Source organism: Oceaniglobus roseus (genome assembly GCF_002869745.1).
Classification (GTDB): domain Bacteria; phylum Pseudomonadota; class Alphaproteobacteria; order Rhodobacterales; family Rhodobacteraceae; genus Oceaniglobus; species Oceaniglobus roseus.
The window spans coordinates 19,082-43,052 of sequence record NZ_PNOS01000041.1; the positions used below are offsets into that span (position 1 = coordinate 19,082).

Here is a 23,971-nt window from a genome sequence, read left to right on the forward strand (position 1 = left end):
ATGCCGGGGCGGTCGGCGCTTCAAGCCCATCCCGCGGCGCGCCCCGAGAGCGCCCGCAGGACTTCGGGCAGGAAAGAGAAGGCTGTCACGCCACGAGACCCGCGGCGAGGGCCGCCGCGAAGCCGGTGCGGTAGAGGCCGGAGAGCGTCGCCATCGGGTAGCTGGTACCGCCGATCGACACGGCGTCGCCGCCGAACCGGCCGACGGTCGAGACCGGGACGCCGGCGGCGGCCGCGGCCTGCATCAGCGCCTCGGCGGCGTCAAAGGAGCAGGCGACGAGGTAGCGGGCCTGGTCCTCGCCGAAGAGGCGGGCGATGTCGGTGTCGTCGAGGACAAGGCCGATCCCGTGCGCCTCCGCCATCTCGAAGGCGGCGAGCGCGAGGCCGCCGTCGGCGAGGTCCGTGGCCGCGTTCAGGAGGTGGCGGTTGGCGAGGATGAAGTCGCCGTGCGCCCGCTCGGCCGCGAGGTCGACCGGCGGCGCGCTGCCTTCCTCGCGCCCGAAGGCCTCGGCCAGGAGGGCCGACTGGCCGAGGTGGCTGCCCGGCGCGCCGATCAGCAGCGCATAGTCGTTCTCCTGCGGCTGCCCCGCGATCAGCTCCTCGGGCGAGGCGATAAGGCCCACGGCGCCGATGGTGGGGGTCGGCAGGATGCCGGTGCCGTCGGTTTCGTTGTAGAGCGAGACGTTGCCCGAGACGATGGGCATCCCCAGCGCCTCGCAGGCCGCGCCGATGCCTTTGATCGCGCCGACGAACTGGCCCATGATCTCGGGCTTCTCGGGGTTGCCGAAGTTCAGGTTGTCGGTGGCGGCCAGCGGTGTCGCGCCGACCGCGACGAGGTTGCGGTACGCCTCGGCCACCGCCTGCTTGCCGCCCTCGACGGGATCGGCCTTGACGTAGCGCGGGGTGACGTCCGAGGTGAAGGCCAGCATCTTGTCCGTTCCGTGGACCCGGATCACCCCGGCGCCAAGGCCCGGCACGCGGACCGTGTCGGCCATCACCTGGGTGTCGTACTGTTCATAGACCCACTGTTTCGCCGCATAGTTCGGCGAGGTGATGAGCGCCCTCAGCCCTTCCATCGGGTCGATCTCGAGCGTCTCGTGGAAGGGGGCCGGGGCAGGGGTCTCGACCCAGGGGCGGTCATATTCCGGAGCGGTGCCGGAAAGCGCCTTCAGGGGCAGGTCGGCCTTCACCTCGCCGCCGTGGACGATGACGAAGCGGTCCTCGGCGATGGTCTCGCCCACCACGGCGAAGTCGAGGTCCCACTTGTCGAACACCGCCTTCGCCTCGGCCTCCTTCTCGGGGCGCAGGACCATGAGCATCCGCTCCTGGCTTTCGGACAGCATCATCTCGTAGGCGGTCATCCCCGTCTCGCGCACCGGCACCCGGTCGAGGTCGAGCCGCACGCCGAGCCCGCCCTTGTCCCCCATCTCGACGGCCGAGCAGGTGAGGCCGGCCGCGCCCATGTCCTGGATCGAGATCACGGCCCCGGTCGCCATCAGCTCCAGACAGGCCTCCATCAGCCGCTTTTCGGTGAAGGGGTCGCCGACCTGGACGGTGGGGCGCTTCTCCTCGATAGTCTCGTCGAACTCGGCCGAGGCCATGGTCGCCCCGCCGACACCGTCGCGTCCGGTCTTGGCGCCGAGATAGACCACCGGCATCCCCACGCCCGAGGCGGCGGAGTAGAAGATGGAATCCGCATCGGCAAGGCCGGCGGCGAAGGCGTTCACCAGGCAGTTGCCGTTGTAGGAGCGGTGGAAGCGGACCTCGCCGCCGACCACGGGCACGCCGAAGCAGTTGCCGTAGCCGCCGACCCCGGCCACGACGCCGCTGACCAGCTGGCGGGTCTTCGGGTGGGCGGGCACGCCGAAGGACAGCGCGTTCATCGCCGCCACGGGTCGCGCGCCCATGGTGAAGACGTCGCGCAGGATGCCGCCGACGCCCGTCGCCGCGCCCTGGTAGGGCTCGATGTAGGAGGGGTGGTTGTGGCTCTCCATCTTGAAGACCACCGCCTGCCCGTCGCCGATGTCGACCACGCCCGCGTTCTCGCCGGGGCCGCAGATCACCTGGGGGCCGGTGGTGGGCAGGGTGCGCAGCCATTTCTTCGAGGACTTGTAGGAACAGTGCTCGTTCCACATGGCCGAGAAGATGCCGAGTTCGGTGAAGCTCGGGGCGCGGCCGATGATTTCGAGGATGCGCGCGTATTCGTCGGGCTTGAGCCCGTGGGCGGCGATCCGGTCTTCGGTGATGGCAGGCTCGGTCATGGCAGTCTCCGCGGCGGCTTGCCACGTCATAGACAAGCGGCCTGCGGACGGAAAGGGCCAGTTCGACGCGCGGGCACGGGCGACCGGACCCCGGCACGAAAAAGGGGCGCCCCGGAAGGCGCCCCCGCAAGTTGGATCGATCGTGGATCAGGCCGGGTTCTGCTCTTCCACGAGCATCAGAAACTCGTTGTAGTCGGCGTTGACGACATAGTCTTCGCCGACCCGGCTGAAGTGCGTGGAGTCGAGGGTCACGTTCTTCTCGGCGCCGGGGCTGACGGTCTGGTCGACCTGGATGATGTACTGGGTGGTATCGCCGTCGCGCGGGACGACCGACACGATCTTGCCCAACAGCTCGCCGCTGGTCGCCATCACGACATCGTCGGCCTTCATGCCCTCGACGGAGGCGTCGGGCGCGATCTTCGCGGTCTCGACCGTCACGGCGTCCTCGGTGTTCGTCACGGTGGCCTGCGCGTAGACGGGCGAGGCCAGCAGGGCGAGGGCGGTCAGCGGGGCGGCGATCTTGAGCGTCTTGAACATTTTCAATCTCCAACACTGTGTGGATGCTGATGCATCGTTGCCCGCTAAACGCGCGACGCGGCAGTTGGTTGCCTTGAAACGATAATTTTGCCGGAAGATGGCTTGATGCCGCCGTGCAGTGTCGTGCCGGACGAGGGGCGCAAAAAAAAGGCCGAGCACAAGGGCTCGGCCGTAGTCCAACAGGGAGGTAGAAGAAGAACTGCCGCGAGGGCTGTCCTGCCTTCTGATGAGGCAGTTATGCCTGCGCCCTTGGCGTTTCAAGAAGAAACCGGCGTTCCCTTCGCAAGGCCGGTATGCGCGAGGTGCATAGCGGTGGATCGCGGCAATCTCAGTCGTCGGTCCCGTTCTCGCGCTGGCGCTGGCGATGAGCGAACAGCTCTTCCACCACGAAGTCCCGGAAGGCCTGCACCCGCTTGGACTGGCGCAGCTCTTCGGGATAGGCGAGGAACACGGGCACGTCGCCGGACTCGACATCCGGCAGGACGCGCACGATGGCCGGGAAATCCTCGATCACGTAATCGGGCAGCACGCCGATCCCGAGGTTGCTCAGGACCGCCTGCAACGCCCCGAAATAGTTGTTGACCGTCAACAGCGAGGGGATGTCGTAGGTCAGCAGCTCCTGCACCAGGATCGCGCCGGCCTGCACCTGGTGCGAGCCGGGGTTCTGGCAGATCAGGCGGTGGTTCGACAGGTCCGACAGGCGCCGTGGCGTGCCGGCCTCGGCGAGGTACTGCGGCGAGGCATAGAGGCGCATGCGGATGTTCATCAGCCGCTTGCGGATCAGGTCGGCCTGGCTCGGCTCCTTCATGCGGATCGCCACGTCGGCCTCGCGCATCGGCAGGTCCAGCACCCGCTCCTCCAGCATCAGGTCGATCTTGAGGTCCGGATACTTCTTGAACAGCGTCGGAAGGCGCGGCGCCAGCCAGAGCGAGCCGAAGCCGGTGGTCGTCGTCACGCGCAGTTCGCCGAAGACCTCCTCCTCGCTGTCGCGGATCCGCGCCGCCGCGGTGTCGAGCCTGCGCGCCATGGCCTTCGTCGCGTCATGCAGCAGCTCGCCCTGCTCGGTCAGGATCAGGCCGCGGGCGTGGCGGTGGAACAGGGTGGTGTTCAGCGATTCCTCCAGCGCCCGGATCTGCCGCGACACGGCGGACTGCGACAGGTGCAGCGCGTCGCCGGCATGGGTCAGGCTGCCCGCATCGGCCACCGCGTGGAATATTCTCAGCTTGTCCCAATCCATTCTATCCGGTCCATCCCGCAGGAAGCGCGCCAGCGCGCCTCGTCTATGCCGCAGCGCAGCATCAATCGCAAATGCCGAACGCGCGATTTATTCATTTTGTCACCTCCGGAGGAGTGGCCTAGACTCCTGTCGGAAAAGTACGGGCGGAGAGTGAACGAAATGCGGCAGGATGTAACGCTTCACGACCGCTACGATCTCGAAAAATCGCAGGTGCTGCTGAACGGCACCCAGGCGCTGGTCCGCCTGATGCTGATGCAGAAGGCCCGCGACCGCGCCGCGGGGCTGAACACCGCCGGCTACGTCACCGGCTACCGCGGTTCGCCGCTCGGCGCCGTCGACATGGTGATGGCCCAGGCGACGAAGGACCTGACCGCCGCCGACATCGTCTTCCAGCCCGGCCTGAACGAAGATCTGGCCGCCACCGCCCTCTGGGGCACCCAGCAGGCGGAACTGAGGGGCGAGGGGAAGTACGACGGCGTCTTCGGCCTCTGGTACGGCAAGGGGCCGGGGGTGGACCGGTCGGGCGACGTCATGCGCCACGCGAACATGGCCGGCACCTCGCCCCACGGCGGCGTCCTGATGGCCATGGGCGACGACCACACCGGCGAAAGCTCGACCGTCTGCCACCAGTCCGACTGGGCCATGGTCGACGCCTACATGCCGGTCCTGTCCCCGGCGGGGGTGCAGGAGATCCTCGACTTCGGCCTCTACGGCTTCGCGCTGTCGCGCTTCTCGGGGCTCTGGGCGGGGCTGAAGCTGATGAAGGACACGGTGGAGGTGACCTCGGTCATCGACGGCTCGCCCGATCGCATGTCCTTCGTGCTGCCGGAGTTCCAGATGCCCGAGGGCGGGCTCAACATCCGCCTCGGCGATCACTGGATCCCGCAGGAGGCGCGGATCATCGACCACAAGCGCTTTGCCGCCGAGGCCTTCGCCAAGGCCAACCGCATCGACCGGCGCATCCACGGCAAGCCCGGCGCGAAGATCGGCTTCGTCGCGGCCGGCAAGAACTGGCTGGACCTGACTCATGCCCTGTCGCTGCTGGGGCTCGATCACGCGGAATGCGAGCGTCTCGGCATCACCACCTGGAAGATCGGCCAGACCTTCCCGCTGGACATGGACAGTTTCCACGACTGGGCCGAGGGGCTGGACCTGATCGTGGTCGTCGAGGAGAAGCGCAAGCTGATCGAGGTGCAGATCAAGGAGGCGATCTTCGACGACCGGCAGGGCCGCCGCGTCTGGGGCTGGCGGATGGGCACGACCCACGGGCCGGAACTGTTCCCGACCCGTTTCGCGCTCGACCCCGTGATGATCGCCGAGAAGCTGGGCAGGATCCTCGTCGACGAGGGCCGGGGCACCGACGCCCTGCAAGGCGCGCTCGCCCGTCTTGCCGAGGCGCGGAAATCCGACAACGCGCCCGAGATCGCGGCCCGCCTGCCGTATTTCTGCTCGGGCTGCCCGCACAACACCTCGACCAAGGTGCCCGAGGGGTCGCGGGGCTATGCCGGGATCGGCTGTCACTTCATGGTGCAGTGGATGGACCGCGCGACCAGCGGCTTCACCCACATGGGGGGCGAGGGCGCGAACTGGGTCGGCGAGGCGCCGTTCTCGAAGACGCCCCACGTCTTCCAGAACCTCGGCGACGGCACCTACAACCACTCCGGCGTCCAGGCGATCCGCTTCGCGCTGATGGCGGGCACGAACATCACCTACAAGATCCTCTTCAATGACGCCGTCGCCATGACCGGAGGGCAGCACAACGACGGCGACCTCTCGCCCCAGCAGATCGCCCGCGAGGTGCTGGCGATGGGGGTGAAGCACGTCGCGGTGGTCTATGACGAGAAGGAGGACGTGGCGCTCGAGGCTTTCCCGAAGGCGGTGACGACCCACGAGCGGGCGGAACTGGCGTCGGTGCAGGAGAACTACGCGCGCCACACCGGGGTCAGCGTCATCATCTACGTCCAGACCTGCGCCGCCGAGAAGCGCCGCCGCAGGAAGCGCGGCCAGTATCCCGACCCCGACAGGCGCGTGTTCATCAACACCGACGTCTGCGAGGGCTGCGGCGATTGCGGGGTGCAGTCCAACTGCGTCTCCCTCGTCCCGGTCGAAACCGAGCTTGGACGCAAGCGCGCCGTCGACCAGTCCTCGTGCAACAAGGATTACAGCTGTCTCAAGGGCTTCTGCCCCTCTTTCGTCACGGTCGAAGGCGCCGAGATCCGCAAGGAGGCGACCGCGGAGGTCGACACCGGCCACCTGCCCATGCCGGAAATCCCGGCGATCGAAGGCACCACCAACGTCGTCATCACCGGCGTCGGCGGCACCGGCGTCGTGACCATCGGCGCGATCATGGCCATGGCGGCCCACCTCGACGGCAAGGGGGCGGGCATGATGGAGATGGCCGGGCTTGCCCAGAAGGGCGGCGCCGTCCACATCCACTGCCGCCTCGCCAATTCGCCCGGCGACATCAGCGCGATACGGGTCGCCACGGGCGAGGCCGACGTGCTGATCGGCGGCGACCTGGTGGTGTCGGCGGGGGCCAAGACCATCGGCTTGATGAAGCCCGGCAAGACCGGCGGCGTGGTCAATTCGCACGAGATCATCACCGGCGAGTTCACCCGCAATACCGAGTTCCGCATCCCGACCGAACGGCTGTCCCTTGCGCTGGAGGCGCGCCTGAAGGACCGCCTGCAACTCTTTGATGCGTCGGAGCTTTCCAAGGCGCTGCTCGGCGACTCCATCTTCTCGAACATGATGATCTTCGGCGCCGCGTGGCAGCACGGCTATGTCCCGCTGAGCTTCGAGGCCATCGACCGGGCCATCGAGCTGAACCGCGCCGCCGTCGACGGCAACCGCCGCGCCTTCGAGCTGGGCCGGTGGGCGGCGCTGAACCCGTCGAAGGTGAGGGAGATCCTGGAGCCGAAAGTGGTCAGCCTGCCGACCTCGACCGCCGAGCGCATCGCCTTCCGCGAACGCCACCTGGCCGCCTATCAGGGCCAGCGGCTGGCGAGGCGCTATCGCCGGATGGTCGACGGGATCGCGGACGACGAGGTGCGTCTCGCCGTGGCAAGAGGCTATCACAAGCTGCTGGGCTACAAGGACGAATACGAAGTCGCCCGACTGCTGAAGGACAGCCGCGCCAAGGCTCAGGAGGCCTTCGGCGGCGACCTGAAGCTGACCTTCCACCTCGCTCCGCCGATCCTCAGCCGCACCGGACCCGACGGACGTCCGGCCAAACGCGCCTTCGGTCCCTGGATCGAAAGGGCCTTCCCGGCGCTCGCGCGGTTCCGCTTTCTCCGGGGCACGCCGCTCGACCCGTTCGGCTACAGCGGCGAGCGGCGGATGGAGCGCGCACTTATCCGGCAGTACGAGGCGGACATGGCCGAGGTGCTGCCGAAGCTCGGGCCGAACACCCGCGGCGCGATCGTGGCTTTGGCGGAACTGCCGTTGCAGATCAGGGGCTTCGGGCCGGTGAAGGAGGCGAATGCCGCGAAGGCCGCCAAGCAGCGCGCGGCCCTGCTCGACATCATCCGCAGCGGCGGCGAGAGGTTCGACAAGGCGGCCGAATAGGGCTGTCGCAAAACTGATACCGAACCGTGACACAAGACGCGCCAACCGTTGCCTCAAGGTGAGTCCGCCGCGTTGAACGTCCAGCCGCAGCTGCCCGGCCAGCACATCGCCCGCGAGATCAGCTATGCCAGCTCGGCCCGCTCGAAGGGCGGGCAGACGCTGATCCGGATGATGGAGAACGCCACCGGCCGCCTTTCCCTCATCCGCCGCGCCGCGGGATACGAGGCCGAGGTGGCGCAGGGGCGCTGCTTCTGGCAGGTTATGGTCGAACGCTACGGTCTCAGCCTTCACGTCGCCTCGGGAGCCCTTGGGAACATTCCGAAAACAGGTCCCCTGATCCTGATCGCGAACCACCCGTTCGGCATCCTCGACGGGCTGATGATGGGCCATATCCTGAGCGTGACCCGGGGCGATTTCCGGATCCTGGCGCACCGCGTCTTCCGCAAGGCGCAGGATCTGGAGCGTGTCATCCTGCCCGTCGCCTTCGACGAGACGAAGGAGGCGACGGCGGTCAATCTGGAGACGCGGCGCAATGCACTGTCCTTCCTCGCCGCCGGTGGCGCCATCGGGATCTTCCCGGGCGGCACCGTCAGCACCGCGCCCAAGCCCTTCGGCCAGGCGCTGGACCCGGTCTGGCGCAACTTCACCGCGCGGATGGTGGCCAAGTCGAATGCGACGGTGCTGCCGATCCATTTCGACGGCTCCAACTCCAGAATGTTCCAGATTGCCAGCCACTTGCACTATACTCTTCGTATGGCGCTGCTGATCCGCGAGTTCCGCCGCCGGGTCGAGGAGCCGGTGCGCGTCGCCATCGGCGACCCGATTTCCCCGGACGCGCTGGCGCCGTTCCGCCACGATCCGAAAGCGATGATGGACTTTCTGCGCGCGCGGACCTATGCCCTGTCTCCGAAGCCGCTGAAAACGCTCGGCTACGGCTTCGAGTTCGAGGACAGATACAGGGTCTGACATGGCCGTCGGCATTTTCGATTCCGGTCTGGGCGGTCTCACCGTGCTGGACGCGGTGGCGCGGCGGCTCCCCGAGGTGCCGTTCATCTATTTCGGCGACAACGCCAACGCGCCCTATGGCGTGCGCGACGCCGACGACGTCTACCAGCTGACCTGCGCGGCGACCGAACGGCTGTTCGACGCGGGCTGCGACCTGGTGATTCTGGCCTGCAACACCGCCTCGGCCGCGGCGCTGCGCCGGATGCAGGAGGGCTGGGTACCGCGGGACAAGCGCGTGCTCGGCGTGTTCGTGCCGCTGATCGAGGCGCTGACGGAACGGAACTGGGGCGACAACTCGCCGCCCCGCGAGGTCGCGGTGAAGAACGTGGCCCTGTTCGCCACCCCCGCCACCGTCCGCTCCCGCGCCTTCCAGCGCGAACTGGCCTTCCGCGCCATCGGCGTGGACGTCGAGGCGCAGGCCTGCGGCGGCCTCGTCGACGCGATCGAGGACGGCGACATGATCCTGGCCGAGGCGCTGGTACGCTCCCACGTCGATGCGCTGAAGCGGAAGATGCCGTTTCCGGATGCGGCGGTGCTGGGCTGCACCCATTATCCGTTGATGCAGGAGGTCTTCCAGGCGGCGCTCGGGGACGAGGTGCAGGTCTTCTCGCAGGCCAACCTCGTGGCCGAGAGCCTGGCCGATTACCTGACCCGCCATCCCGAACGCCAGGGCCCGCCGCGCGAGCCGGCGTTCCTGACCACGGGCAACCCCGACAAGGTGTCGAACAGCGCCACGCAGTTCCTGCGCCGCCGCATCTCTTTTCAAAGCGCGTGATCTCGGTCTAAACCTCCGCCGGGACCCCGCGGAAGCCGGGGCCGGAGGGAGGGGACTGCATGTCGTTCAAGGCCGCCATCTTCGGCGCCTCTGGGTATACCGGGGCCGAACTCATCCGCCTGATCGCCACCCATCCGACGCTGGAGATCGCCGCGCTGGTGGCCGAGCGGCGGGCGGGCGAGGCGCTTGGCGCCGTGTTTCCCCACCTGCGACACCTCGACATGCCGAAGCTCGTGAAGCGCGAGGAGGTGGAGTTCGGCGGCGTCGACATCGTCTTCTGCGCACTGCCCCACGGCACCTCGGCGACGGTGGTGGCGGAGTTGCCGCGGGACGTGAAGATCGTCGATCTCTCCGCCGATTTCCGGCTGAAGGATCCCGACGCCTATCACCACTGGTACGGCAAGCCCCATCCGGCTGCCGCGCTGCTGGGCGAGGCCGTGTATGGCCTCAGCGAGTTCTACCGCGACCGGATCGAATCCGCGCGGCTGGTGGCCGGGACGGGGTGTAACGCGGCGGCGGGCCAGTTCGCGCTGCGGCCGCTGGTCTCGGCCGGGGTGATCGACCTCGACCGCATCGTGATCGACCTGAAGGCCGGAAGTTCGGGCGCGGGGCGGGCGCTGAAGGAGAACCTGCTTCATTCCGAGCTTCAGGGCGGCGCGGCGCCCTATGCGGTCGGGGGCAGGCATCGCCATCTGGGCGAGTTCGACCAGGAGTTCAGCGCGCTGGCCGGGCGGCCCGTGGAGGTGCAGTTCACGCCACACCTGATCCCGGCCTCCCGCGGCGTGCTGGCGACCTGCCATGTCGAGGGCGACGCCGCGGCGATCCACCGCACCCTGGCCGAGGCCTATGCCGAGGAGCCCTTCGTGGTGCTGCTGCCCATGGGCGAGGTGCCGAGCAGCCAGCATGTTCTGGGCTCCAATTTCGTGCATGTCGGGGTCGCCGGGGACCGGCGGAAGGGGCGGGCCGCGGTCTTTGCCGCTCTCGACAATCTGACCAAGGGGTCATCGGGCCAAGCCTTGCAGAACGCCAACCTTATGCTAGGAGAGGAAGAGACCGCGGGGCTGATGCTGGCGCCGCTGTTTCCATGAGCGGCGGAGAGCGATGAAGGGTCTGAAGAAGAAGCGACGCATCCAGATCATCGTTCTGGCCTTCGTCGCGCTTGCCGGGTCCACCGCGCTGATCGGCTATGCCATGCGCGACGGCATCAACTTCTTCCGTGCGCCCGCGCAGGTGATGGCCGATCCGCCCTCCTCGGGCGAGGTGTTCCGCATCGGCGGCCTTGTCGCCGAGGGCTCGCTGGTGCGCGGGCAGGGCGAGCAGATCACCTTCTCGGTCACCGACGGCGCCGCGACGGTGCCCGTCACCTATACCGGCGTGCTGCCCGATCTCTTCGCCGAGGGGCAGGGGATGGTGGGCACCGGGCGCTATGTGAACGGCGTCTTCGAGGCGAGCGAGATCCTCGCCAAGCACGACGAGAATTACATGCCCAAGGAAGTGATCGACGCGCTGAAGGCGCAGGGCGTCTACGAGGCGCCGAACGCCGAGGTTCCGCCCTCTTAACCGCTCGGCCCGGATCTTCCCCGCCCAGATGCAAGGGCCCGGAGGGAGTGAGGCATGGCAAGCGTGGAGTCCATCGCGGAAGAGATCGTGGCGCGGGAGGGCGGGTTCGTGAGCGACCCCGACGACCCCGGTGGCGCGACGAACCATGGCGTGACCATCGGCACCCTGCGTCGGCTGGGGCTGGACCTCGACGGCGACGGCGATGTCGACGTGGCGGACCTGCGGCGGCTGACTGCAAGCCGGGCGCGCGACATCTTCATTGAGCACTACTTCCGCCGTCCGCGCATCGCCGAGCTGCCCGAGGTGCTTCAGGACAGCGTCTTCGACATGTACGTCAACGCCGGGTCGAACGCGGTGGAGATCCTCCAGCGGCTGCTCTGCGACATGGGCCAGCGGGTGGCGGTGGACGGCGTGGTCGGGCCGCAGACCCTGGCCGCCGCCGCCGTCGCCCACGCCGCGGCGCCCGCGCATCTGCGGGACGCCTATGGGATCGCGCGGCGCAACTACTACTACGCCCTGGCCGACCGGCGCCCTGCCTCGCGCAAGTACGCGCGGCGGCTGGACGGCGGCAAGGGCGGCTGGATCCTGCGGGCCGAGAGCTTCATCTCGCCGCGCTACCGGCTGAGCGAGGACGAGCACGCGCGCCGGGTGGCGTCATGGGGCTGATCGACCGGGGCATGGGGCTGCTGTTCGGCAGCGGCAATGTCATCGCGGAGACGGCCGAGGTGTTCCGCGAGAACGCCGAGGCCTCGGCACAGCGGGCGGCGGACCTTGGCGCGGCGTCGCTGGCGCAGTTCGCGGCCGAGTTCGCGGCCCCCCGGCAGGGTGCGTTCGACCGGTTCATGGACGGCGTGAACCGGCTGCCGCGGCCGGTCTTCGCGCTTGGCACCGTCGGGCTGTTCGGGGCCGCCATGGTAGATCCGCTGTGGTTCGCCGAGCGGATGGTGGGGCTTTCGGTGGTGCCGGACCCCCTGTGGTGGCTCCTGGGCGCGGTGGTGTCGTTCTACTTCGGCGCGCGCCATCAGGCGAAAGGGCAGGCGTTCCAGCGCGACATCGCGGCGGCGCTGGCGCGCACGCCGGGGGCGGTGGACGCCATCGCGCGACTGCGCGAGGCGCGTCAGGCGCAGGCGGGACAGACCGGGGAGGATCGGACAGATGCCGCAGGACAGGACACCGCCGCGCCTTCGGGCGCCCTTGCCGGCGCGCCGCGGGGGACCACCGCTGCCGCCACGCCGCCCCCGGACGGCAACGCGGCCCTCGACGACTGGAGGGCCGGGCGTGGATGAGGCGTGGCGGCAGGCGATCGAGGCGCGGCTGATCGCCGCCGAGACGCGCAACGCAGTGGACGAGGTGCACCGCGTCAACGTCGAGAAACGGCTGTCCGCCATCGAGGATACGCTGAAATGGCTGGTGCGGCTGATCGTCGGCGCGATGCTGATGGCGGCGCTGACGCTCCTGTTCCGCGAGGGGGTCATCCCCGGCTGACCCCCGGGCCGCAGGACCTGCGGCATCGACGCACTTTGACGTGCGCCCCATTGGCGAGGCCGTCGCGCCGGTCTATGCTCCGGCGCATGATTACAGAACTCGGTCACTTCGCCCTGATCCTGGCCTTCATGGTCGCCCTGGTCCAGATGGTGGTGCCGCTCGTCGGTGCGCACCGTGGCTGGTCCGGATGGATGGCGGTGGCCGAGCCCGCGGCCAAGACCCAGGCGGTCCTGATCGCCTTCGCCTTCGGTGCGCTGATGCACGCCTTCGTCACCTCCGACTTCTCGGTCAGGCTGGTGGTGATGAACTCCCACACAGCGAAACCGATGCTCTACAAGGTCGCGGGCGTCTGGGGGAACCACGAGGGGTCGCTGCTGCTGTGGTGCCTGATCCTCGCGGTCTTCGGCGCCTGCGCGGCCTGGTTCGGCGGCAACCTTCCGGCGACGCTGCGCGCCCGGGTGCTGGGGGTGCAGGCGGCCATCGGCGTCGCCTTTTTGGCCTTCATCCTGTTCACCTCCAACCCGTTCCTGCGCCTCGAGGTGCCGCCCTTCAACGGGCAGGACCTGAACCCGCTGCTGCAGGATCCCGGCCTCGCCTTCCATCCGCCGTTCCTCTACCTCGGCTATGTCGGGCTTTCGATGACCTTCTCCTTCGCCGTCGCCGCCCTGCTGGAGGGCCGGGTCGATGCCGCCTGGGGCAGGTGGGTCCGGCCCTGGACGCTGGCCGCCTGGATCTTCCTGACCATCGGCATCGCGCTCGGCTCGTGGTGGGCCTATTACGAGCTTGGCTGGGGCGGCTTCTGGTTCTGGGATCCGGTCGAGAACGCGTCGTTCATGCCCTGGCTGATCTCGGCGGCGCTGCTGCACTCGGCCATCGTTGTCGAGAAGCGCGAGTCGCTGAAAAGCTGGACGATCCTGCTGGCGATCATCGCCTTCGGCTTCTCGCTGATCGGCACCTTCATCGTGCGTTCGGGCATCATCACCTCGGTCCATGCCTTCGCCAACGACCCCGAGCGGGGCGTGTTCATCCTGCTGATCCTCGCCGTCTTCATGGGCGGCGCGCTGACGCTCTATGCCGCGCGGGCGGGGGTGCTGGAGGCGAAGGGGGTGTTCTCCACGCTCAGCCGGGAATCGGCGCTGGTGGCGAACAACATCCTGCTGACCGTCTCGTGCTTCGTGGTCTTCGTCGGCACGCTCTGGCCGCTGATCGCCGAGCTGCTGTTCGGACGGAAGCTTTCGGTCGGCGCGCCGTTCTTCGATGCGGCCTTCACGCCCTTCATGGTCGCCATCGCGGTGCTGCTGCCCTTCGGCTCGCTCATGCCGTGGAAACGGGCGCACATGGGGCGGGTCGCACGGCCGCTCTGGGGCGCGGCGGCGCTGAGCCTCGCGCTCGGCGCGCTGGTCTGGACGATGCAGACGGGGCGCGCCTTCCTCGCGCCGGTGGGGCTGGTGCTGGCGCTCTGGGTCGCGCTTGGCGTGGTCGCGGATCTCTGGATCCGCTCGGGACGCGGAAACCTGGCGCAGAAGGCCGGGCGGCTCTGGCGTCTGCCGCGGGCGGACTGGGGCAAGTCGGTGTCCCACGGCGGCTTCGCGGTGACGATGTTCGGCATCTGCGCCATGACCGCCTGGCAGACCGAGGACATCCGCGTGACCCGGGTCGGCGAACCCTTCGAGGTCGGTGCCTATACCGTGACACTGCAGGACGTGCAGGAGGTGCAGGGGCCGAACTATTTCTCGACGCTGGCCACCATCGGCATGGAGCGGGGCGGTCGGACGATCGAACTGCACCCCGAGAAGCGGATGTATCCCGTCCAGCGGATGCCGACGACCGAGGCGGCGATCCACAACGGGATCCTGCGCGACCTCTACGTCGTGATCGGCGATCCGCAGGACAACGGCGGCTGGGCGGTGCGCACCTATATCAAGCCCTTCGCCAACTGGATCTGGGCCGGCTGCATCATCATGGCCTTCGGCGGCGTGCTGTCGCTGTCGGACCGCCGCCACCGCGTTGCGGCCGGTGCGGCGAAGACCCGGACGGCGGCGGTGCCCGCGGAATGATCGTGTCGCGGAGGAGCCTGTCGCGCGTCCTCGCGCCCCTGATGGTCGCGCTTGCCGTGATCGGCCAGCCGGTGCTGGCGGTGCAGCCCGACGAGATGCTTTCCGACCCCGCGCTCGAGTCGCGGGCGCGGGACCTGTCCAAGGGCCTGCGCTGCCTCGTCTGCCGCAACGAGAACATCGACGAGAGCGACGCCGACCTCGCGAAGGATCTCCGCGTGCTGCTGCGCGAGCGGCTGGTGGCGGGCGACACGGACGAGGAGGCCATCGCCTTCATCACCGACCGCTACGGCGAATACGTTCTGCTCAATCCCCCCGCGACGGGCTCGACCCTGATCCTTTGGCTCGCGGGCCCCGCGATGCTGCTTCTGGCCGGGGGCGTGGCCGCGGTCTATCTCCGGCGGCGCCGCCCGGAACGGCAGGACGACAGCCTGAGCGCCGAGGACAAGGCGCGGCTCGACGAAATCCTGGGGCGGTGACGGCGCGTTCCGCTTCCCCGGACCTTCCGCTTCGGCAATGATCTGCCAAAAGCCCCGGAAGGACCCCCGATGCATTACGAAACGATCCGCCTGACGGTTGCCGACAACGTGGCCGTCCTGACCCTGTGCCGCCCCGAGGTGATGAACGCGCTGAACACCCAGATGCGGGCCGAGATCCTGCACGCGGTGAAGGCCGCCGCCGACAGCGCGCGGGTGCTGGTGATGACGGGCGAGGGGCGGGCCTTCTGTTCGGGGCAGGACCTGGGGGACGGGGCCACGGCGGCGAACATGGATCTTGAGCGGACGCTCAGGGACGAGTACGTGCCGATGCTGAAGGCGATCTTCGACTGCCCGATCCCCACCATCTGCGCCGTGAACGGCGCGGCGGCGGGGGCGGGGGCGAACCTGGCGCTGGCCTGCGACGTGGTGATCGCCACGGAAGGCGCCGTGTTCCTCCAGGCCTTCACCCGCATCGGCCTGATTCCGGACGCCGGCGGCACCTACTGGTTGCCGCGGCAGATGGGCGCGGCCAAGGCCATGGGCGCGGCGCTGTTCGCCGAGCCGATCACGGCGCGGCAGGCCTCGGACTGGGGGATGATCTGGGAAGCGGTGCCGGATCACGCCTTCGACGCCCACTGGCGCGCCCGGGCCGGGAAGCTCGCCTTGGGGCCGACGCTGGCCTACCGGCACGTCAAGGCGGCGCTGCGGGGCAGCTTCGAGAACTCCCTCGACGAGCAGCTGGCGCTCGAGGCGCGGTTGCAGGGCGATTGCGGCACCTCCTTCGACTTCAAGGAAGGCGTGCTGGCCTTCCTCGAGAAGCGCCCCGCGCGCTACGAAGGGCGCTGATCCGGTCACGGAACGAATTCTGCGTCGCGGCGTTACCGTATCTCTTCTTCGGAAAGGATCGAGATATGAGTGAGCACCGCAACCTGTTCGACCCCGTGAAGATGGGCGATCTGGACCTGGCGAACCGCGTCCTGATGGCGCCCCTGACCCGCAACCGCGCCCAGTCCGACGGCACGCCGCGCGACATGGCCGAAACCTACTACGGCCAGCGCGCCGGCGCCGGGCTGATCTTCACCGAGGCCACCCAGATCAGCGCGATGGGCAAGGGCTATCTCGACACGCCGGGGATCTACACCGACGGGCACGTGGCGGCGTGGAAGAAGATCACCGACGCCGTGCATGCCAAGGGCGGACGGATCTTCCTCCAGCTCTGGCATGTCGGGCGGATCAGCCATGTCTCGCTGCTGCCCGACGGCCGCAATCCCGAGGCGCCCTCGGCCATCGCCGCGAAGGGTCAGACCTTCACTGCGAACGGGTTCGAGGACTGCTCGACGCCCGACGCGATGAGCGTGGAGCGCATCCACGAGGTCGTGAATGAGTTCCGGCACGCGGCCGAGATGTCGCGCAAGGCGGGGTTCGACGGCGTCGAGGTGCACAGCGCGAACGGCTATCTCCTAGACCAGTTCCTGCAGGACAGGACCAACAAGCGCACCGACCAGTTCGGCGGCGAGATCGAGAACCGGATGCGGTTCCTCGAACTCGTCATCGACGCGGTGAGCGAGGTCTGGGACAAGGATCGCATCGGCGTGCGCCTGTCGCCGCTCGGCCAGGCCAACGACATCGGCGACAGCGATCCGGAGGGGCTGTTCACCGAGGTCTACAAAATGCTTTCCGGCAAGGGCCTCGCCTACCTCCACGTCGTCGAAAGCTTCCCGGGCAGCGACAAGGACAGCGCCGGGCAGGACCTGCTGAAGCGGCTGCGCGGCCACTACCACGGCTTCTATATCGCCAACGGCGGCTATGACGCCGAAAGCGCCTCGGCCGCCATCTCGGATGGCCACGCCGATGCCGTGACCTTCGGCCGTCCCTTCATCGCCAATCCCGACTTGCCCGAACGCTATCGACTCGGTGCCGAGCTGAACACGCCCGATCAGGACACGTTCTACGGTGGCGGCGCGGAAGGCTACATCGACTATCCGTTCCTGAAGCCGGGCGAGAAGGCGGCCTGACGCGCGGCGTCCCGGCGCCGACGACCGTCTGCAACGGAAAAGGGCCGCCCCGAGGGGCGGCCCTTTCGCATGGGATCCGGGCCTTGCGGCTCAGCGGTTCTCGACGTCCACGTAGTCGCGGTAGGTCGGGCCCTGGTACAGCTGGCGCGGACGGCCGATCTTCAGCTGCGGGTCCGAGATCTGCTCCTTCCACTGGGAAATCCAGCCGACGGTGCGGGCCAGCGCGAAGATCGGCGTGAACATCGCGGTCGGGAAACCCATCGCGTCGAGGATGATGCCCGAGTAGAAGTCGACGTTGGGGTAGAGCTTCTTCTCGGCGAAGTATGAATCCTCCAGCGCCACCTTCTCCAGCTCCTTGGCGACCTGAAGGGTCGGGTTGTTCTCGACTCCGAGCAGCTCCAGCACCTCGTCGGCGGACTTCTTCATCACCTTCGCCCGCGGGTCGAAGTTCTTGTAGACGCGGTGGCCGAAGCCCATCAGGCGGAACGGGTCGTTCTTGTCCTTGGCGCGGGCGATGAACTCGGGGATGCGGTCGGGCGTGCCGATCTGGCGCAGCATCTCCAGCGCCGCCTGGTTGGCGCCACCGTGGGCCGGGCCCCAGAGGCAGGCGATGCCGGCCGCGATGCAGGCGAAGGGATTCGCCCCCGAGGACGAGGCCAGCCGCACCGTGGAGGTCGAGGCGTTCTGCTCGTGATCCGCGTGGAGCGTGAAGATCCGGTCCATCGCGCGGGACAGGATCGGGTTGACCACGTAATCCTCGGCCGGAACGGAGAAGCACATCCGAAGGAAGTTCGACGCATAGTCGAGCGAGTTCTGCGGGTACACGAAGGGCTGGCCGATCGAGTACTTGTAGGCCATCGCCGCGATCGTCGGCATCTTGGCGATCAGGCGGATCGAGGCGACCTCGCGTTGCCAGGGGTCCGAGATGTCGGTGCTGTCGTGATAGAAGGCCGACATCGCGCCGACCACGCCCACCATGGTCGCCATCGGGTGCGCGTCCCGGCGGAAGCCGCGGAAGAAGTTGTGCATCTGCTCGTGGATCATCGTGTGCTGGGTCACGCGATGCTCGAAATCCTCCAGCTGGTCGGCGGTTGGAAGCTCGCCGTAGAGCAGGAGATAGCAGACCTCGAGGAAATGCGACTTCTCGGCCAGCTGGTCGATCGGGTAGCCGCGGTGCAGCAGCACGCCCGCATCGCCGTCGATGTAGGTGATCGCACTGTCGCAGGCCGCGGTCGAGGTGAAGCCGGGGTCATAGGTGAAGACCCCCGCCTGGGCATAGAGCTTGCGGATGTCGATGACGTCGGGCCCCGCGGTCGGGGTGTGCATCGGCAGCTCGAAGGTCTTGTCGTCGAAGGTCAGCGTCGCTGTTTTCGTGGCTTCTGACATGTCGGTGTCCTTCCTCTCGGGGGGCCTCACCGCAGTGAAACCTCGTTGATCCTGTGTCGGGTGGCGGGGCCGTCCCGGTGTCTACTGCGTCGCGTCGGCCAGGCGGGCCAGGCTTTCGTCGCGGCCGAGCACCTGCATCATGTCGAAGACGCTGGGTGTGGCCATGCGCCCGGCGAGGGCAGCACGCAGCGGCTGCGCGAGCTTGCCCAGCCCGATCCCCTGCGCCTCGGCGAATGAAGCAACTGAAACCTCTAGGTTATCCCGGTCCCAGCTAGCAGTTTGCAGGTGCGGCGTCAATTCGCGCAAGCGCGCCCGCGCCTCGTCGTCCAGCGCCTTCGCCGCCTTGTCGTCCGGCGCGATCGGGCGCGAGGTCAGGCAGAAATGTGCCTTTTCAAGGAGATCCGGGAAAGATTTCGCGCGGTCTTTCAGTGCGTACATCGCCTTTTGCAGCAGCTCCGCCTGCGCGTCGGTCAGCGGCGGTTGCTGCGCCGCGTCGAGATAGGCGGCGATCTCCGCCACCAGGGCCGCGTCCTCCATCATCGCGATGTGCTGGCCCGAGAGGTGCGCCAGCTTCTTCGCGTCGAGCCGCGCGGGCGCCTTGCCGATCCCTTCGAGCGTGAACCACTCCACCGCCTGCTCGGTCGTGAACACCTCGTCGTCGCCGTGGCTCCAGCCGAGCCGGGCAAGGTAGTTGCGCATCGCCGCCGCGGGATATCCCATGGCCTGGTACTCGTGCACGCCAAGCGCGCCGTGCCGCTTCGACAGCTTCTTGCCGTCCTCGCCGTGGATCAGCGGGATATGCGCCCAGACCGGCACCTCCCATCCCATGGCGTTGTAGACCAGCATCTGCCGCGCGGCGTTGTTCAGGTGGTCGTCGCCGCGGATCACGTGGGTCACGCCCATGTCGTGATCGTCCACCACCACCGCCAGCATGTAGACGGGCGTGCCGTCCGAGCGCAGCACGATCATGTCGTCGAGCTGGTCGTTGCGGATCCTGACGTCGCCCTGCACGCGGTCGGCGATCACCGTCTCGCCGTCGAGGGGCGCCTTCACCCGAATGACATACGGCGCATCGGGATGGGTCGCCGGATCGGCGTCGCGCCAGGGCGAGCGGAACAGGGTCGAACGCCCCTCGGCCCGGGCCTGTTCGCGGAACGCCTCGATTTCCTCCTGGGTGGAAAAGCACTTGTAGGCGGTCCCGGCCTCCAGCATCTGCCGCGCCACCTCGGCGTGGCGGGGGGCGTTGGCCGACTGGCTGACCGCCTCGCCGTCCCAGTCAAGCCCGAGCCAGCGCATGCCCCGGAAGATCGCCTCGGTCGCCTCGGGGGTCGAGCGGGCGCGGTCCGTGTCCTCGATCCGCAGCAGGAATGTCCCGCCGTTCGCCTTTGCGAACAACCAGTTGAACAGCGCGGTGCGGGCGCCGCCGATGTGGAGATAGCCCGTCGGCGAGGGGGCGAAACGGGTGACGACGGGTCGGGACATTGGCGTTAACCTTCTGGAAATCATGAGGAGGTTAGGGTCCGGAGCGGTCTAGCCAATCGGCGGAGGGAGGACAAGTGTGGCACCCCTGACGCGCCTCGCCGGCTGGATCGACGCGCAGAGGGGCGGCCTGTTTCCCTGGGTGCCGGTGTGCCTGGCCATCGGCATCGGCTGCTACTTCTCCCTGCCTGCCGAGCCATCGGCGGCGATCTGGGTGGGCCTTTCCGCCACCACCCTGGCGCTGGTCGCCGGGCTGGCGCGGACCGGGCCGGCGCGGCGGCCGCTGCTTTCGGCCCTCGCGCTGGTGGCGGCGGGCGTGCTGCTGGCGGGGGCGCGGGCGCATCTGGTCGCCGCCCCGGTGCTCCCGTTCCGCTACTACGGCTCGGTCGAGGGGCGCATCCTCGGCATCGACCGCTCGGCCAGCGACGCCGTGCGCCTGACGCTCGACCGCGTGGTGCTGGACGACGTGGCGCCCGCCCGCACGCCCTCGCGGGTGCGCATCTCTCTCCACTCCGATGTCGCGGGGACCGTGCCGGTGCCGGGCAAGCGGGTGATGCTGACGGCGCATCTGGCGCCGCCCGCCGGCCCGGTGGAGCCCGGGGGCTTCGACTTCCAGCGTTCCGCCTGGTTCGACGGGCTGGGCGCCGTCGGCTATTCCCGCACGCCACTGATGGCGGTGGCCCTGCCGCCCTCCCGCCCAAGCCTCGCGCGCTGGCGCGACACCGTCGCCGGATCCGTCCGGCGCGACCTGCCGGGCGAGGCGGGCGCCTTCGCCGCGGCCATCACGACGGGCGACCGCGCGGCCATTCCGCTCGCCACCCTGGTCGACCTGCGGGCCTCGAACCTCGCGCACCTGCTGGCGATCTCGGGGCTGCACATGGGGCTTCTGACCGGCGTCGTGTTCACCGCGGTCCGCCTCGCGCTGGCGGCGGTCCCGGGCGCGGGGCTGGCCTGGCCGATCAAGAAGATCGCCGCGGTCTTCGCGCTGGCCGCCGGCGCGGTCTACCTCGGGCTCTCGGGCGGCAACGTCGCCACCCAGCGCGCCTTCGTCATGGTCGCGGTGATGTTCGGCGCCATCCTGCTGGACCGCCGCGCGCTGACCCTGCGCGCCGTCGCCATGGCCGCGATCATCGTGCTGGTCCTGCGCCCCGAAAGCCTGACCGAGCCGGGGTTCCAGATGTCCTTCGCCGCGACCACGGCTCTCGTCGCCGTGTTCCGCGCGCTCCGCGGCGTCGAGGCGCCGTGGCTGCCGCGGCTCCTGCGCCCGGTCCTGACCGTCGTGCTGTCCTCGGCCGTTGCGGGGGCCGCCACGGCGCCGGTCGCGGCCGCCCATTTCAACACCTTGTCCCACTACGGGCTGATCGCGAACCTGCTGTCGGTGCCGCTGATGGGAACGGTCGTGATGCCGGGCGCGGTGCTGGCAGCCTGCCTCGCGCCCTTAGGGCTGGAACAGGTCGGGCTGGCCGTCATGGCCCCGGCGATCCGCTGGATCCTCGGCGTCGCGCACTGGATCGCCGCGCAGCCGGGGGCTGTCGGCCGCGTCGTGGCGCCCGGTCCCGCCGTGCTGCCGCTGATGTCGCTCGGCCTGCTCTGGGTCATGGTCTGGCGGGGCCCGGCGCGGCTGGCGGGGCTTGCCCCGGCCGCTCTCGCGCTCGGGCTCTGGAGCCAGGCGGAGCGGCCGGCGCTCCTGGTGTCGGACAGCGGCGGGCTCGTCGGCGTGATGACCCCCGCGGGCCGGGCGCTGAGCAAGGAGCGGGGCGAAGGCTTCGTCGCGATGAGCTGGCTCGAGAACGACGGCGACGGCGCGCCGCAGGACCGCGCCGCAGGGCGCGGCGCCTTCCGGCGCGAGGGCGGCCTGACTCTGTTCCGCATCGGCGAAGTGGAGGTCGCGCAGATCGGCGGGCGTGGCGCGGGCGAGAGGCTGACCGAGGGCTGCGCGCGCGCCTCCCTCGTCATCCTCGCGGCCCGCACGACAGCGGCCCCGCCCGAGGGCTGCCGCGTGATCGACCGCGCCAGCCTGTCCCGCTCGGGCGCCCTTGCCGTGCGGGCGATGCCCGGTGGTCTGGACATCACGACGGCGCGCGAGGCGTCAGGAGAGCGGTTGTGGAACCGGCACCCCCGAAGGCCGCGGTCCGGGTCAGGGGGCTGACGTTCCGATCACGTCCCGGCACCCGGTCAGGCGAAACCGCTGCGCCCGGTGCTTCGCTTTCGACAAAAAAAAGGCACGCCGTCCCGCCGGTCTGCGCGGGAGAGCCCCGCGCCCGGCGCGGCCCTGCGTCAGTAGGTGCGGATCAGGCCCACGAGCCGTCCCTGCACCTTGACCTGATCGTCGCGGTACATCCGCGTCTCGTAGGCCGGGTTGGCGGCTTCCAGCGCGATGGAACTGCCGTTGCGGCGGAACCGCTTCAGCGTCGCCTCCTGGTCCTCGACCAGGGCGACCACGATGTCGCCGTTGTCGGCGCTGCTGCTTTCCCGGATCACCACGACGTCGCCGTCGTTGATCCCGGCCTCGATCATCGAATCCCCGCGCACTTCCAGCGCATAATGGCTGCCCTTGCCGGACAGCATCGTGCCGGGCACGGCGACGCGGTGGCTTTCCAAGCTGATGGCCTCGATCGGGACACCGGCGGCGATCCGGCCCATCACGGGAAGGTCGACGGCGTCGACCTGCGCCTGCGAGGAAGGGCGCCGCGCGTCGGACTCACCGCCCTCGATCACCCGCGGGGAGAAGCCCGGCGCCTCCATCGCGTCGGGCAGCTTGACGATTTCCAGCGCCCGCGCCCGGTGGGCGAGGCGGCGGATGAAGCCACGCTCCTCCAGCGCGGTGATCAGCCTGTGGATGCCGGATTTCGAGCGCAGGTCCAGCGCCTCCTTCATCTCGTCGAAGGACGGCGGCACCCCGTCGCGCTGGACGCGGCGGTTGATGAAATCGAGCAATTCCAGCTGCTTGCGGGTGAGCATGTATCGGGTCCCGAAGTTGTCCACAGGGGGCGCCCGAAGGCGCGTTCTGCGCGTGTTCTACAGGTGTTCCCGCTTTGTGTCAATCTCCGCGGCGTCACCCCGCCACGGCTCCGGGCGGTCAGAGGGGCAGGTAGGTGACCAGATCTCCGGCGGCGCGGGCGGGATCGTCCACCGGGCGCAGGATCAGCGCGTCGGAGGCGGCCAGCACGCCGGTCAGCGCGCTGTCCTGCCGCGGGGCCGGGACCAGCCCCGCCTCGGTCAGGCGCGCCCGCATGTAGTGCTCGCGCGGACCGTTCGCCGCAAGCGGCGCGGCGAGCGGTGCGGTGCGGCGGGGGGCGGGCCGGGCGCCGAGGCCCAGCATGACGCGCAGCGCGGGCAGCAGGAAGACATGGCCGCAGACCATGGCCGAGACCGGGTTGCCGGGCAGGCCCAGCATCGGCACCCCGTCCATGCGTCCTGCCATCAGCGGTTTGCCGGGGCGCATGGCGATCCTGTAGAACGACCGCTCCATGCCCCGCGCCGCGGCGACGGCGCCGACCAGATCGTGGTCCCCGACCGACGCGCCGCCGATGGTCACGACGAGGTCGGCGCCCCCCGCCAGCGCGAACACGGCGTCGAGCGACGCCTCGCTGTCCCGCGCGATCGGCAGGATCCGTGCCGTTCCGCCCGCGGCCTCGACCATGGCGGCAAGCCCGAAGATGTTGGACGCGGCGATCTGGTCGGCCCGCGGCGCCTCGCCCGGCATCACCAGCTCGTCCCCCGTGGCGATCAGGGCGACGACGGGACGGCGGACCACCGTGACCTCGGGCAGGTTCATCGCCGCGATCAGGACGAGGTCGGCGGGGGTCAGGGGATGGCGGGGGAAATGTTCCTGGCCTTGCGCGAAGTCCGCGCCGGCGGGGCGGACGTGGGTGGCGTCGTCGAGGTTGTCCTTCAGCGTGACGGTGTCGCCGTCGCGGCTGACGTCCTCCTGGATCACCACGCGGTCGGCGCCCGGGGGGAGCGGCGCGCCGGTGAAGATGCGCAGCGCCTCGCCGGGTCCGAGCGCGCGGTCCGAGACGCGGCCGGCCGCGTTCTCGCCCACCACGCGGAAGGTCGCGCCGGGCCTCACGGCATCGCCCGCCACCGCATAGCCGTCCATGGCCGAGGCCGCGAAGGGCGGCTGGGCGCG

Annotated in this window: 20 protein-coding genes; 13 read left to right on the forward strand and 7 right to left on the reverse strand. The window is 69.2% G+C overall.

Features of this window, described 5'->3' with window-relative positions; all coding sequences use genetic code 11:
• Window positions 1-85: 85 nt before the first annotated feature.
• The 3 genes from purL to A7B20_RS17595 form a co-directional block, all read right to left on the reverse strand.
• Entirely contained in the window at window positions 86-2,260 is a 2,175-nt protein-coding gene (gene purL, locus A7B20_RS17585) for a phosphoribosylformylglycinamidine synthase subunit PurL (protein WP_102109892.1), read from the reverse strand.
• Window positions 2,261-2,407: 147 nt separating this feature from the next.
• Window positions 2,408-2,797, reverse strand: a complete 390-nt coding sequence (locus A7B20_RS17590; RefSeq protein WP_102109893.1) for a hypothetical protein — start codon at window positions 2,795-2,797, stop codon at window positions 2,408-2,410.
• 328 nt (window positions 2,798-3,125) lie between these two features.
• Entirely contained in the window at window positions 3,126-4,034 is a 909-nt protein-coding gene (locus A7B20_RS17595; RefSeq protein ID WP_102109894.1) for a LysR family transcriptional regulator, read from the reverse strand.
• A gap of 159 nt (window positions 4,035-4,193) precedes the next feature.
• On the opposite strand from A7B20_RS17595, the gene A7B20_RS17600 reads away from it, so the two are divergent.
• The 12 genes from A7B20_RS17600 (at window position 4,194) to A7B20_RS17655 (ending at window position 16,974) form a co-directional block, all read left to right on the forward strand.
• On the forward strand, window positions 4,194-7,601 hold the full coding sequence (locus A7B20_RS17600) for an indolepyruvate ferredoxin oxidoreductase family protein (protein WP_102109895.1): 3,408 nt from the start codon (window positions 4,194-4,196) through the stop codon (window positions 7,599-7,601).
• Between the two features lie 72 nt (window positions 7,602-7,673).
• Window positions 7,674-8,567, forward strand: a complete 894-nt coding sequence (locus tag A7B20_RS17605) for a lysophospholipid acyltransferase family protein (RefSeq protein WP_245867079.1) — start codon at window positions 7,674-7,676, stop codon at window positions 8,565-8,567.
• Window position 8,568: 1 nt separating this feature from the next.
• A complete protein-coding gene (murI, locus tag A7B20_RS17610) occupies window positions 8,569-9,381 on the forward strand; it encodes a glutamate racemase (protein ID WP_102109896.1) in 813 nt (270 codons plus the stop codon).
• Between the two features lie 59 nt (window positions 9,382-9,440).
• Window positions 9,441-10,469 carry an N-acetyl-gamma-glutamyl-phosphate reductase gene (gene argC / locus A7B20_RS17615; RefSeq protein WP_102109897.1) on the forward strand — a complete coding sequence of 343 codons (1,029 nt, stop codon included), beginning with the start codon at window positions 9,441-9,443 and terminating at the stop codon, window positions 10,467-10,469.
• 13 nt (window positions 10,470-10,482) lie between these two features.
• The gene (ccmE, locus tag A7B20_RS17620; protein ID WP_102109898.1) at window positions 10,483-10,941 is read left to right on the forward strand and encodes a cytochrome c maturation protein CcmE; all 459 of its coding nucleotides are present in this window, start codon (window positions 10,483-10,485) and stop codon (window positions 10,939-10,941) included.
• 54 nt (window positions 10,942-10,995) lie between these two features.
• Complete coding sequence (locus A7B20_RS17625; RefSeq protein ID WP_102109899.1) at window positions 10,996-11,607, forward strand: holin-associated N-acetylmuramidase; 612 nt, start codon at window positions 10,996-10,998, stop codon at window positions 11,605-11,607.
• Window positions 11,598-12,227 (forward strand): holin family protein, encoded by a 630-nt coding sequence (locus tag A7B20_RS17630; RefSeq protein WP_102109900.1) that lies wholly within the window; start codon window positions 11,598-11,600, stop codon window positions 12,225-12,227. The genes A7B20_RS17625 and A7B20_RS17630 overlap by 10 nt, the downstream gene beginning before the upstream one ends.
• Window positions 12,220-12,426, forward strand: a complete 207-nt coding sequence (locus A7B20_RS17635) for a hemolysin XhlA family protein (RefSeq protein WP_102109901.1) — start codon at window positions 12,220-12,222, stop codon at window positions 12,424-12,426. The genes A7B20_RS17630 and A7B20_RS17635 overlap by 8 nt, the downstream gene beginning before the upstream one ends.
• Window positions 12,427-12,512: 86 nt before the next feature.
• Window positions 12,513-14,483: a heme lyase CcmF/NrfE family subunit gene (locus A7B20_RS17640; RefSeq protein WP_102109911.1), complete on the forward strand. Its 1,971-nt coding sequence runs from the start codon at window positions 12,513-12,515 to the stop codon at window positions 14,481-14,483.
• The gene (locus A7B20_RS17645; protein ID WP_102109902.1) at window positions 14,480-14,959 is read left to right on the forward strand and encodes a cytochrome c-type biogenesis protein; all 480 of its coding nucleotides are present in this window, start codon (window positions 14,480-14,482) and stop codon (window positions 14,957-14,959) included. Before A7B20_RS17640 ends, A7B20_RS17645 begins: the two co-directional genes overlap by 4 nt.
• Before the next feature lie 69 nt (window positions 14,960-15,028).
• Window positions 15,029-15,805, forward strand: a complete 777-nt coding sequence (locus A7B20_RS17650; RefSeq protein WP_102109903.1) for an enoyl-CoA hydratase-related protein — start codon at window positions 15,029-15,031, stop codon at window positions 15,803-15,805.
• 65 nt (window positions 15,806-15,870) lie between these two features.
• Window positions 15,871-16,974, forward strand: a complete 1,104-nt coding sequence (locus tag A7B20_RS17655; protein ID WP_102109904.1) for an alkene reductase — start codon at window positions 15,871-15,873, stop codon at window positions 16,972-16,974.
• Window positions 16,975-17,064: 90 nt separating this feature from the next.
• On the opposite strand, the gene A7B20_RS17660 is transcribed toward A7B20_RS17655, so the two are convergent.
• Together A7B20_RS17660 and gltX are read right to left on the reverse strand one after the other, a co-directional pair.
• Window positions 17,065-18,360: a citrate synthase gene (locus A7B20_RS17660; RefSeq protein WP_102109905.1), complete on the reverse strand. Its 1,296-nt coding sequence runs from the start codon at window positions 18,358-18,360 to the stop codon at window positions 17,065-17,067.
• Between the two features lie 81 nt (window positions 18,361-18,441).
• Window positions 18,442-19,842: a glutamate--tRNA ligase gene (gltX, locus tag A7B20_RS17665; protein ID WP_102109906.1), complete on the reverse strand. Its 1,401-nt coding sequence runs from the start codon at window positions 19,840-19,842 to the stop codon at window positions 18,442-18,444.
• 76 nt (window positions 19,843-19,918) lie between these two features.
• On the opposite strand from gltX, the gene A7B20_RS17670 reads away from it, so the two are divergent.
• The gene (locus A7B20_RS17670; protein ID WP_102109907.1) at window positions 19,919-21,988 is read left to right on the forward strand and encodes a ComEC/Rec2 family competence protein; all 2,070 of its coding nucleotides are present in this window, start codon (window positions 19,919-19,921) and stop codon (window positions 21,986-21,988) included.
• Between the two features lie 128 nt (window positions 21,989-22,116).
• On the opposite strand, the gene lexA is transcribed toward A7B20_RS17670, so the two are convergent.
• Both lexA and A7B20_RS17680 read right to left on the reverse strand, forming a co-directional pair.
• Window positions 22,117-22,800 (reverse strand): transcriptional repressor LexA, encoded by a 684-nt coding sequence (lexA, locus tag A7B20_RS17675; protein WP_102109908.1) that lies wholly within the window; start codon window positions 22,798-22,800, stop codon window positions 22,117-22,119.
• Window positions 22,801-22,918: 118 nt separating this feature from the next.
• Window positions 22,919-23,971 (reverse strand): molybdopterin molybdotransferase MoeA (locus A7B20_RS17680; protein ID WP_102109912.1); only part of this gene is annotated, 1,053 nt, incomplete at its 5' end.